Below are 12,016 nucleotides of genomic sequence, written 5' to 3' on the forward strand. Positions count from 1 at the left end.
TTGGAGTTGATTGGCTATGGCAACCCACGCTTTGCTCGAAGAGACCACGGCTGGTGAGATACAGGGCAATTCCCATTTCATCCGTGCAGTCACAGAGATGGCCGATCACTCCAGTGTGGTGACTGGGCAAGCCATCTACACGGACAAAGGCCTCAAACTGGTGGACAAGGGGGTGCGTATTGACAGCCGCCTTTATGACCGACTGGTCCAGCACAGGTTGCGTGATCCCATCGACGCGGAGCTGATCGTCGAAAACCTTGTCGATGCGAATGTGCTTGCCGAACACGCGAGAGCCAAATGCGAGTCGACGGTCCTGATGCGCCGTTTGGTGCAGGCTTCGGGAGGGGTGGACAGGCTGCTGCAGCCGTTGCGTGCGGTCCAGCTGACGCGCCAAATCGCATTCAAGCTGACGGTCATGCACCAGCAGCGCCCGGAGCTGTATTTCCATGGCCTGCAAATGACCTTGGTGGCCATCTATCTGGGTCAGCAAAGTGGATGGAATGAGCAAGACTGCACATCGGCTGCGGTGGCGGGGCTGCTCCACGATGTCGGCATGCTCTTCGTCAACCCGGTGTGGATGCATGCCACTTACCAGTTGTCGGACATGGAGCGCCGGCATGTGGCCGCGCATCCGATCACGGGAATGCTGGTGGTCCGTTCGGCACAGATCTATCCTGAATCCGTAGAACGCGCCGTGCTCGAGCATCACGAGTTCATGGATGGATCCGGCTATCCACGTGGTGTGCGCGGCGAGAGTATTTCGCCTTTAGGCCAAGTGCTGATGCTGGCCGAAGTGGTGTCCGCGTTCTTCGACAAGTACCAGGACCTGCCAAGTCAGCGCTTGTCGCTGATGCTGCGCATGAACCACCGCCGCTACCCGGCCCATCTGGTGCGTTGGATCCTGCCGCTGCTGCACGATGAACTCACTCCGGGGATTCCGTTGCTGCCGCTGCAAGAGGAGGTGGTCCACAATGTCGCCGCACTGTCCGCAGCATTTGCACTGTGGCAAACGCTGCGCGAGCAATTGCCGGAGCACTGGAGGTTGCTCCCAGATGGGCAGCCGGGTGTTTTCGTCGATGAACGATTGGCCGCCTTGCGAAGGCAACTGGCCGATGTGGGGGCCGAGCCGGGCCAGCATGACGATCTCATGGCCTTGATGCAAAGTGATTTGCCCAGCATGACCGAGTTCGTACTCATCAACCGAGAGGCCTTGTGGCAGCTGAGATCGGTGGTGCACGCGTGCCTGCATCGCTGGCCCCAAATTGGGCAGACCGAGCATGTGATTGATCGGGCAGTGTCTGCGTGGTGTGATGCCTGCGCCCCGCTGCAGCCTAGCCCCGAAGCAACGGGTGCTGTCTGATCCAACCAGGAAAGGTGTGCACTGATGGTGCCACAGTTCAAGGTTAGCGTTTCAAATCGCGCTTAGTTCACAGACATCAGGAATATCGATTTGCACAAGTGCTGGTTGTATTCCGCGGGGATGATGGACCTGCTTTTTCAGCAAGGTGCCGACCGATTCAAGTCGAAGTTTCCGATGCTGTGAGTATTCGCTCAGAAAGTTTGGTTGGATATGAAGGACTTCGCGTAAACGATGGTTTCGATTATTGATTTGTTATGCATTTTGAAATCCTCAAGCATTCTTCATCTGGATTAATTGTGATTGAGGTGTGATGAATGAAGAAGAGGTTGCTGAAACAGCGTGACCTTGTTTCTACCGGAATGCTTCGATTGGTAAAGTGCATGGTCGGCATTCTTGATCAGGGTTTCAGCGGTCTGCCCTTTACCTTCCAGGCAAGCCACACCAATTGAGATCGTCACTGGCATATGTATTTCCCCTCTATCTGCTACGGGGAGCATTTGCATGACAGCCATTCGCAATTCTTCTGCACGCTCAATCGCCACCTCGCTCGTAGCGGATGGTAGAACAACCGTAAATTCCTCACCACCATAGCGAGCCACCAGGTCACCCGATCTCACCGTTTGAGCCAATCACTGGGCAACACGGCATAAGACGCGATCTCCGATTTCATGACCATATTGGTCGTTGAATTGTTTGAAATGATCCACATCGATCATCATGATGGCCAGCGCGCCTTCTGGATTGTCCAGACCTCTGCGTTCAGCACGCAAGATTTCTCGATGCAAGGTTTCATCCAGAAAACGCCGGTTGTACAGGCCGGTGAGCGCATCCTTGATGGATTGTTGATGCAGAGATTCTCTCAAGCGCAAGTTGCCAAGCGACAAGGCGACCTGTTCCACCGTGGTTTGGCGCAATCGGGCATGAAAATTGTCCAAAGGATCTTCTTCTTGGGTTGGATCCAAAATCACCAAGCCAGTGAGTTCTCCGTGCGAAGCGATAGGCAGACATTGCACACCCGGGCGTTCAATACTTTCCAAGGCATGCAGGTGCTTGCATGTGCTCGCTCCCGTGCCTTCAGGCTGCACAAAAGGCTGGCCGCTTCGCAGTGCCCAGCATTCATTCGGCTCGAAGAAATCAACGTATTTTTCGTTCCCCCAGAAAAAAGCCAGCTGCAATTGATTGCGAGACGCTGCCATGGCGTACAGCGCTCCGGAGCGGGCTTTGAGCAGCTCCGGCAAACGCTCTGCCAGAAACTTGTTGGCTTCTTCTGTATCAATCCATGCTTGCAGAAAGCTTCCCAGTTCAGAAAGCTTTTGCATGTGCAGGTTGTGATCCTTGGTTTTTTGGGCGAGCTCAATGAGCTCGAGATTGCGTTTGTGCAGTTCTTCTTGGTTGGATTGGACCCGGCGCGTGAAGACGGCAGTTCTTGCCAGTAACAAGATCAACAGACCGATGTTTGATACCAAGGACAAGCCCATGGCGATGTACGTGCGGTCTATCGCATTCGCATGATCTTGCCGCAACTCGCGCAACCGCTGATCTTGGAGATTGGCAAATTCAAAAGCAGCTTGACGGATTTGATTCATCAAATCCTTGCCATCTCCTGATCGAATGATCTGCAGTGCTTGCTCCTGATCGCCAGCCGTCATCAAACTGATGGTGTGCTGCAGCTCCAAGAGTTTTTCATCCACTTTGTGCATCAATGCATTCAGTGTTTCAGCCTCTTTGGGTATCACCACCATTCTTTCAAGTGTCAATCGGGTCTGGCGGATTTCAGCCACTGCGGCATGGTAGGGGGCAAGATAGGACGAATTGCCTGCCACCACATACCCCCGCTGTCCGGTTTCTGCATCTATCACCTGACGGAGCAATGCGTCTGCGACATGCACAGCTCCGTGTGCTTCGTCCAACGCGCGTTGGGTGCGTACGAGATCTAGCAGACTGGCGCCTGTCCACCATGCGGAGAGCAGTATCAGTGCAAAAACAATAGCTATAAGCAGACGCTGTATATAGCTGAGCCCCAATTTTTTTATCATTTTTTAATGCGAGAAGTTGGCTGCAATTCTTTGTGAGCCATGCAATTCTGTCTGAGAGTGCCGTTGGGCGGGTGTCCTTTGTTTTGACGGGGAAATGAATGAAATCAGTGCGATCAGCCGTCAGAAATGCTGGTGTCAAGCGAGCTTCGTCACAGGCGGGTTGGCACAAGCAGGTGCTGCAAAGAGGGGACATATACAGAAATACGCAGGTTGAATCTGTATGCACCTGGCGTGGCGCCAGTGTCTGGCTCAACGCGTTCCCTTGATTTCGAATCCAGGGATTTTGGCAATCCCTATCTGTTTGATGCCACCGAATGCTTGCTACGGCGCTGGTCTGCACGGACGAGCGCAGGAGGCTTGCGCGGGCATGTGGTGCCTGCACAGCGGCAGCCGTTGTGTTGATCAGGAAGCTGAGCGCTGCAGTTGTGGGTCTTGCGCAAACATCTCTGCTGCCCAGTCCACAAAAGCCCGCACCTTGGCGCTGAGGTGGCGGTTGGGAGGGTAGACGACATACACGGGCAGCAATGGTTGCCCCCATTCGGGCAGCAACTGCACGAGCTCGCCACGTGCCAAGTGATCCTGTGCTTGAAAGGAGGTGATCTGACCAACCCCGTGTCCTGCAACCACCGCACCCACATAGGCATTCGCTTCGTTGACGGCCAGTTGTGCCGGGTTGGAGATTTCGATCACCTCGTTGCCGCGATGAAACTCCAGCGGGTAGCGGCGCATGGAGACGGGGGAGAAATAAATAATGTTGCGGTGGCCCTGCTCCAGATCCAGAGGGTGCAGGGGCGTGCCGTATTGGGCCAGATAGCTGGGTGCCGCAACGGTGACAAACTCCAGGTTGCCAATGCGCCGCGCCACCAGGGACTGGTCAGCCAGCTCACCGCCTCGGATCACGCAGTCCACGTTGTCGCCGATCAGGTCGACGGTGCGGTCGCTGACCCCCAGGTCCAACTGGATGTCAGGGTACCTGGCTTGAAAGTCGGCCAGGCGCGGAATGATCAGCAAACGTGCCGTGGATGTGCCGACATCCACCCGCAAGCGCCCGCGTGGCGTAGCACGCGCTTGGCTCAGGCTGGCCTCCATGTCGTCGAAGTCGGCCAGAAGACGCACGACGCGGTCGTAGTAGGCGGCGCCATCGGCGGTGACCGTCACTCGGCGTGTGGTGCGGTTGAGCAACTTCACCCGCAACCGTTCCTCCAGCGCCTGGACGTGTTTGGTCACCGTGCCTTTGGGCAGTTGAAGTGAATCGGCCGCACGTGTGAATGTGCCGGCTTCGACCACGCGCGCGAACAGGCGCATGGCCTGGATTTGGTCCATGGACTCTCCCTTTTTTCCTTCTCTGCCCCTTGTGGGGCAAAAGAATTCTCACACGTAGTCTCCAAGGTGATTGTTCAGAAATTGGAAACACTGCGGTGGTGATTGCCTGGTTTATCGTCGCCTGCGTGCCCGCTACATTTGCTATCACCCGGTTCTGCCTGGGCCTGTTGGCCCTTACTGCCATGCCTGCAACATCTTCTTCACCGTCGTCTATTTGTACCGACTCAACCATCCAGGTGGACGGGCAGGAGGTGGATGTGCGTGTGTATGGCAAGAAGCAAGCAGGGCAGGTCTTGCCATTGGTGGTGCATTTCCACGGTGGTGCGTTTGTTTCGGGTGACCTGGACAATGGTTGCACCGTCGCCGGCCTGCTGGAGGCGGCTGGAGCACGCGTGGTTTCTGTGGGTTACCCACTGTCCCCCTTTCCGAAGCCGCTGGAGACCGGTTATGCGGTGCTGCAGTGGGCTTACAAGCAACGCACACGCCTGGCTGGCGCTGGCGCACAGGTTTATCTGGCAGGGGAGGAGGCTGGAGGTAACCTGGCCGCTGGCGTGGCACTGATGGCGCGCGATCAGTCACACCCTCCGCTGGCGGGCCAGATTCTGGTGTCGCCGATGCTGGATCCTTGTGTGGGCACTGCCTCGCTGCGAGCCGTCACGGGGACTGCCACTGCGTGCAAGTGGGCCGATGGCTGGCTCAAGTTCCTTGGCTGCACGCGCGATGCCGAACACCCTTATGCCGTCCCCGGCGCAGCCCAGCGCCTGGCGGGACTGCCGCCTTCGCTGGTCATGGTGGGGAGTGCAGATCCTATGCACGATGAGGCCCTGGCGTATGCGGATCGGCTTGAAGGTGCTGGTTTGCTCGTGGTTCGCCACGTATTCAATCAAGCCCAGCAATGGCCGGATGCGCTGCTGCAACCAGGAGGCACTCGCACCTGCCCTTGTGCCGCCCAGGTTGAGGAGCAGATCCGCCATTTTTTCGACACCACCCGATGTCGTCCACCCAGCTAACGGGCGGCATGCCCTGAATTCTCTGACCGTTGCTGATGCTTGACCTCAAGTCCTTGTGAGGTCGGTTGCAGCTACCGCTTGCGCGCTGCGCCGCTGCAGGCTTCCTTTGTTGTTGCTTTTTTCCGGTGTGTTCATCCGGAGGGCATCGCTTTGCCTGGAATTTTTCGCCTGCGACCGATTGGTACGAGGCCCCATCCTGAGGAATATTGTCATGAAACTACCGTCTTCATCCGTTTCTTCCCCCCGCCGCTGGTGGACCGTTGTAGGCGCAGCCGCCATGCTGGTGGCTGCGGGAGGGGCTGTAGTCGGCCTGCGTACCACGCATGCCGAAGCACCAGTTCAGCTGGCGCCACCGGCCATCCCAGTCTCGGTCGCTACCGTGGTGCAGCAGGATGTGGCGCTATGGGATGAGTTCTCGGGCCGCCTCGAAGCCGTGCAGCGTGTGGACATCCGCCCGCGCGTGGCGGGTGCCGTGCAGGCCGTGCACTTCCGCGAAGGCGCCCTGGTCAAGCAGGGCGACCTGCTGGTGACCGTGGACCCCGCCCCGTACGTGGCCGAGGTGGACCGTGCCGAAGCCCAGGTCGTGGCGGCCCAGGCCCGCCTGTCCTACACCCGCAGCGAAATGGAGCGCGCCACGCGCCTGCTGCAGGAAAGCGCCATCGCCCAGCGCGAGCACGACGAACGTGTGAATGCCCAGCGTGAAGCCGATGCCAACCTGCGTGCCGCCCAGGCCGCGCTGCAGACGGCCAAGCTCAACCTCGGCTACACCCAGGTGCGCGCCCCCGTGGCCGGCCGTGTGGGCCGCATCGAAGTCACCGTGGGCAACCTGGTCAGCGCCGGCGCTAGCGCCCCCGTGCTGACCACCCTGGTATCGGTCAGCCCCATCTACGCCAGCTTCGACACCGACGAGCAGGTCGTGGCGCGTGCCATCGACGGACTGGACGGCGGCAAGGGCACGCAGGGCGGGCGTGCGCGCATTGAATCTATCCCTGTGCAGATGGGGACCGGCACGGCCGGCAGCACTCCCTTTAGTGGCCATTTGCAGCTCATCGACAACCAGGTGGACGCCCGCAGTGGCACGGTGCGCGTGCGCGCCGTGTTCGACAACGCCGACGGCAGCCTAATGCCCGGCCAGTTCGCCCGCATCCGCATGGGCCAGGCCCAGAGCACTTCGGCCGTGCTGATCAACGAGCGCGCCGTGGGTACGGACCAGAACAAGAAGTTCGTCATGGTCGTGGGCGAAGGGGACAAGGCCGAGTACCGCGAAGTGCAGCTGGGCGCGCCCGTGGACGGCCTGCGTGTCGTGACATCGGGCCTGAAGGCCGGGGAACGCATCGTCGTCAATGGCCTGCAGCGCGTGCGCCCCGGCGCCGTGATCGCCCCCCAGGAAGTGCCCATGGCTGCCAAGGCCGAACTGGCCGGTGACAGCGTCCCGGCCGCGGCCAAGCAGCCCATCGCCTGAATGCGTACGGCAAGAAAGACCCGCACATGAATCTCTCCCGCTTTTTCATCGACCGCCCCATCTTTGCCGGGGTGCTGTCGGTGCTCATCTTCCTGGCCGGCCTGATCGCCCTGCGCGTGCTGCCGATCTCGGAGTACCCCGAAGTCGCACCGCCCTCGGTGGTGGTGCGCGCCCAGTACCCGGGTGCCAACCCCAAGGTGATCGCCGAAACCGTGGCCACACCGCTGGAAGAATCCATCAACGGCGTGGAAGGCATGCTCTACATGGGCAGCCAGGCCACGACCGACGGCGTGATGACGCTGACCGTGACCTTTGCCCTGGGCACCGACCCCGACAAGGCCCAGCAGCTGGTGCAAAACCGCGTGTCCCAGGCCGAGCCGCGCCTGCCCGAGGAAGTGCGCCGCCTGGGCATCACCACGGTCAAGAGCGCGCCCGACCTGACCATGGTCGTGCACATGGTCTCGCCCAATGGCCGCTATGACATCGACTACCTGCGCAACTACGCGGTGCTCAATGTGAAGGACCGCCTGGCGCGCATCCCCGGTGTGGGCCAGGTGCAGATCTTCGGTGGCGGCGACTATTCCATGCGCGCCTGGCTGGACCCCCAGAAGGTGGCGCAGCGCGGCCTCTCGGCCGCCGATGTGGTGGCTGCCATCCGCGGCCAGAACGTGCAGGCCGCAGCCGGCGTGGTCGGCGCCTCGCCCGGTCTGCCCGGTGTGGATATGCAGCTGTCCATCAATGCGCAAGGCCGCTTGCAGACCGAAGAAGAGTTCGGCGACATCATCGTCAAGACCGGTGCCGACGGCGCCGTGACCCGCCTGCGCGACGTGGCCCGCCTGGAGCTGGGTGCGGCCGACTATTCGTTGCGCTCCCTGCTCAACAACGACCCAGCCGTGGGTATGGGCGTCTTCCAGGCCCCGGGCTCCAACGCTCTGGACATCTCGGCCAATGTGCGTGCCACCATGGTCGAGCTGCAAAAGCACATGCCCGAAGGTGTGGAGTTCCGCATCGCCTACGACCCCACGCAGTTCGTGCGTGCCTCCATCAAGTCCGTGATCCACACCCTGCTGGAAGCCGTGGCCCTGGTCGTGGTCGTGGTCATCCTGTTCCTGCAGACCTGGCGCGCCTCCATCATCCCGCTGCTGGCCGTTCCGGTGTCGGTGGTGGGCACCTTCGCCGTGCTGCACCTGCTGGGCTTTTCCATCAATGCGCTGAGCCTGTTCGGCCTGGTGCTGGCCATCGGCATCGTGGTGGATGACGCCATCGTGGTGGTGGAAAACGTGGAGCGCAACATCGAGGCCGGCCTGTCGCCGCGCGAGGCCACCTACCGTGCCATGCAGGAGGTGAGTGGGCCCATCATTGCCATCGCCCTGGTGCTGTGCGCCGTGTTTGTGCCCCTGGCCTTCATCAGCGGCCTCGCAGGCCAGTTCTACCGCCAGTTCGCGGCCACCATCGCCATCTCCACGGTGATCTCTGCCATCAACTCGCTGACCCTGTCGCCCGCGCTCAGCGCCTTGCTGCTCAAGGGCCACGACGCACCCAAGGATGCGCTGACACGCGGCATGGAACGCGTGCTGGGCGGTTTCTTCCGCCGCTTCAATACCTTGTTCCACCGTGGCTCCGATGCCTACAGCGGTGGCGTGCAGCGTGTCATCGGCCGCAAGGCCTTGATGCTGGCCATCTACCTGGTGCTGGTGGGCGCCACCTGGGGCCTGTTCAAGCTGGTTCCCGGCGGCTTTGTGCCGGCCCAGGACAAGCAGTATCTGGTGGGCTTTGCCCAGTTGCCCGATGGCGCCACCCTGGACCGCACGGAAGACGTGATCCGCCGCATGGGCGAGATCGTCAAGACCAACCCCAATGTGGAAGACGCCATCGCCTTCCCGGGCCTGTCCATCAACGGCTTCACCAACAGCTCCAATTCGGGCATCGTGTTTGTCACGCTCAAGCCCTTTGCAGAGCGCACGCGCGCCGACCAGAGCGGCGGCGCGGTCGCGGGCCAGTTGAACCAGGCCTTTGGCAGCATCCAGGAAGCTTTCATCGCCATGTTCCCGCCGCCCCCAGTGGCCGGCCTGGGCACGACCGGTGGCTTCAAGCTGCAGATCGAGGACCGCGCGTCCCTGGGCTACGACGCCATGGACGCGGCCGTGAAGGCCTTCATGGCCAAGGCCTACCAGACGCCGGAGCTGGCCGGCCTGTTCACCAGCTGGCAGGTCAACGTGCCCCAGCTCTATGCCGCCATCGACCGCACCAAGGCGCGCCAGCTGGGCGTACCCGTGACGGATATCTTCGAGACGCTGCAGATCTACCTGGGCAGCCTGTACGCCAACGACTTCAACCAGTTCGGCCGCACCTACAGCGTGCGTGTCCAGGCCGATGCCGCCTACCGGGCGCGTGCCGAAGATGTGGGCCTGCTGAAGGTGCGCTCCACCACGGGCGAGATGGTTCCGCTGTCGGCCCTGATGAAGCTGGAGCCCAGCTTCGGGCCCGAGCGTGCCATGCGCTACAACGGCTTCCTGGCGGCCGATGTGAACGGCGGGCCCGCGCCCGGCTTCTCCTCCGGCCAGGCCCAGGCCGCCATCGAGCGCATCGCTGCCGAAACCCTGCCGCCGGGCATCGGCTTCGAGTGGACCGAACTGACCTACCAGGAAATCCTGGCCGGCAATTCCGCCGTGCTGGTCTTCCCCCTGGCCATTCTGCTGGTGTTCCTGGTGCTGGCGGCCCAGTATGAAAGCCTGACCCTGCCCATCGCCATCATCCTCATCGTGCCCATGGGCCTGCTGGCCGCCATGACCGGTGTGTGGCTCAGCGGGGGCGACAACAACGTGTTCACGCAGATCGGGCTCATCGTGCTGGTGGGGCTGTCGGCCAAGAACGCCATCCTGATCGTGGAGTTTGCCCGCGAGCTGGAGTTTGTCGGCCGCACCCCGGTGCAGGCCGCCATCGAAGCCAGCCGCCTGCGTCTGCGCCCCATTCTGATGACCTCGCTGGCGTTTGTGATGGGCGTGCTGCCCCTGGTGCTGTCCACCGGGGCCGGCGCCGAGATGCGCAGCGCCATGGGCGTAGCGGTGTTCGCCGGGATGATCGGTGTGACGGCCTTCGGCTTGTTCCTGACACCCGTGTTCTACGTGGTCCTGCGCCGCCTGGCGGGCAACCGTCCGCTGCAGCAGCACGGCCACCACACGGCACCACTGGGCAAGCGCGAGCTGCACAGCGGCCCGGGCGCAGCCGCCCACCCCGTGCTGGCCGCACCGCGCGGCTCCAACGAATGAAAGCTAGGAATCCGGTGATGACGACTGTTCTCTCTTTTCCCGCGGCGCGCTGGCTGCCGCTGGCGGCGGCCTTGTTCCTGGCCGGCTGCATGAGCCACTCGCTGGCCCCCGTGACCGCCGACGCTGCCTTGCCCGTGCCTGCGCATTTCTCCAACAGCGCTGAAGGCCAAGGCCGGAACTGGACCACCGCGGCGCCGGCCGAAGCCCAATCGCGCGGTGCCTGGTGGCTGGGCTTTGCCGACCCGGTGCTCACCGGTCTGGTGGAGCGCGCCGCAGATGGCAATACCAGCATCCAGGAGGCAGCGGCCCGGCTGGCCGAGGCGCGTTCCCTGCTGCGCACGGCCGATGCCCAGCGTGCGCCCCAACTGGGGGTGTCCACCGGGGCGGTACGCCAGGCAGGGATCACGACCACCGGCAGTGCCATGCCGGCCACCGTGGTCACGGCCGGTCTGAATCTGTCGTACGAACTGGACCTGTTCGGCCGGCTGTCCAAGGCCAGCGAGGCCGCACGGCTGGACGCCCAGGCACGCGCTGCCTTGCTGCAGAGCACGCGCCTGCTGGTGCAGGCCGAAGTGGCCCAGACCTATCTGCAGCTGCGGGCCGTTCAGGCCGAGCATGGACTGGTCACGGCCAGCCTGGCCGCCTACCGTGACACCTTGCATCTGACGCAGCGGCGCTTCCAGGCCGGCGATGTGGCCGAGCTGGACGTGGCCCGGGTGCAGACCGAGGTGGCTGCCACCGAGGCCGAGGCCCTGTCCCTCGCCCAGCAGCAGGCCCAGCTTCAGCATGCGCTGGCGGTGCTGGTGGGCGAGGTGGCCCGCGGCTTTGCCGTGCCAGCGGCTGCGGCCGAAGCGGCCCTACCTGTGGTACCCCCCGGCGTGCCAGCCACCGTATTGGCGCGCCGCCCGGATGTGGCGGCAGCCCAGGCTTCCGTCATGGCGGCCCAGGCGCGCGTGGGCGTGGCCGAGGCGGCCTGGTTCCCCGCCATCACGCTGACCGGCAACGGCGGCCATGCATCGCCTGAGCTGGGCGATCTGTTCAAGTGGTCGGCGCGTTCCTGGGGCATTGGTGCCCTGCTGTCGCTGCCTGTGTTCGACGGCGGGCAGCGCGCGGCCCAGGAAGAGGGCGCCCGCGCCCGGCTGGAAGCGGCCATGGCCGCCCACCGCGGCCAGGTGCTGACGGCCTTCCGCGAAGTGGAGGACCAGCTCAGTGCCCTGCGACTGCTGGAAGGCCAGGCCGAAGCCCAGGGCCGCGCTGTGCAGTCTGCGCGGCGAGCGACCCAGCTGTCGGATTCGCGCTACCGCAACGGCCTGGTGAGCCAGCTCGAGCTGCTGGATGCGCGCCGCAGCGAACTGCGCAGCCAGCGCCAGGCCTTGCAGGTGCGCACGGCCCAGTACACGGCTACCGTCGGCCTGATCCGTGCATTGGGGGGCGATTGGAAGACAGTCCCCACGTCCGATACCGTTGCGCCTCGGCGCTTAGTGGTTTCCCATCAAACCGATATCGCTGATAAGTGAGGCACTAGGGATGCGAATTTAGGATGATGCAGCAAGGGC

General features: G+C 62.5%; 6 protein-coding genes and 1 pseudogene. 5 read left to right on the plus strand and 2 right to left on the minus strand.

All coding sequences use genetic code 11. The annotated features are described in order from the left end of the window. The first annotated feature begins 16 nt into the window (after window positions 1–16). A complete protein-coding gene (locus FYM52_RS00560) occupies window positions 17–1,360 on the plus strand; it encodes an HD-GYP domain-containing protein (protein WP_154162665.1) in 1,344 nt (447 codons plus the stop codon). Window positions 1,361–1,650: 290 nt separating this feature from the next. On the opposite strand, the pseudogene FYM52_RS00570 reads toward FYM52_RS00560, so the two are convergent. Further along, window positions 1,651–3,396, minus strand: a pseudogene (locus FYM52_RS00570) (diguanylate cyclase). Window positions 3,397–3,798: 402 nt separating this feature from the next. Beyond that, window positions 3,799–4,719 (minus strand): LysR family transcriptional regulator, encoded by a 921-nt coding sequence (locus FYM52_RS00575; RefSeq protein WP_154162668.1) that lies wholly within the window; start codon window positions 4,717–4,719, stop codon window positions 3,799–3,801. 182 nt (window positions 4,720–4,901) lie between these two features. Here FYM52_RS00575 and FYM52_RS00580 point away from each other — a divergent pair, with 182 nt between their 5' ends. From FYM52_RS00580 to FYM52_RS00595, 4 genes are all read left to right on the plus strand, one after another. Beyond that, entirely contained in the window at window positions 4,902–5,729 is an 828-nt protein-coding gene (locus tag FYM52_RS00580) for an alpha/beta hydrolase (RefSeq protein WP_154162890.1), read from the plus strand. 211 nt (window positions 5,730–5,940) lie between these two features. Then, entirely contained in the window at window positions 5,941–7,191 is a 1,251-nt protein-coding gene (locus FYM52_RS00585; protein ID WP_154162669.1) for an efflux RND transporter periplasmic adaptor subunit, read from the plus strand. A 26-nt stretch (window positions 7,192–7,217) separates the two neighbouring features. Continuing rightward, window positions 7,218–10,460 carry an efflux RND transporter permease subunit gene (locus FYM52_RS00590; RefSeq protein WP_154162670.1) on the plus strand — a complete coding sequence of 1,081 codons (3,243 nt, stop codon included), beginning with the start codon at window positions 7,218–7,220 and terminating at the stop codon, window positions 10,458–10,460. Between the two features lie 17 nt (window positions 10,461–10,477). After that, window positions 10,478–11,977, plus strand: a complete 1,500-nt coding sequence (locus FYM52_RS00595; protein WP_154162671.1) for an efflux transporter outer membrane subunit — start codon at window positions 10,478–10,480, stop codon at window positions 11,975–11,977. Window positions 11,978–12,016 lie beyond the last annotated feature (39 nt).

The organism is Comamonas sp. CAH-2, from assembly GCF_009668305.1.
GTDB lineage: Bacteria > Pseudomonadota > Gammaproteobacteria > Burkholderiales > Burkholderiaceae_C > Comamonas > Comamonas aquatica.

Coding starts and splice junctions, on each gene's coding strand:
- FYM52_RS00575 (WP_154162668.1), bottom strand. CDS start 4,719: ATGGACCAAATCCAGGCCATGCGCCTGTTCGCGCGCGTGGTCGAAGCC.
- FYM52_RS00560 (WP_154162665.1), top strand. CDS start 17: ATGGCAACCCACGCTTTGCTCGAAGAGACCACGGCTGGTGAGATACAG.
- FYM52_RS00585 (WP_154162669.1), top strand. CDS start 5,941: ATGAAACTACCGTCTTCATCCGTTTCTTCCCCCCGCCGCTGGTGGACC.
- FYM52_RS00580 (WP_154162890.1), top strand. CDS start 4,902: ATGCCTGCAACATCTTCTTCACCGTCGTCTATTTGTACCGACTCAACC.
- FYM52_RS00595 (WP_154162671.1), top strand. CDS start 10,478: ATGACGACTGTTCTCTCTTTTCCCGCGGCGCGCTGGCTGCCGCTGGCG.
- FYM52_RS00590 (WP_154162670.1), top strand. CDS start 7,218: ATGAATCTCTCCCGCTTTTTCATCGACCGCCCCATCTTTGCCGGGGTG.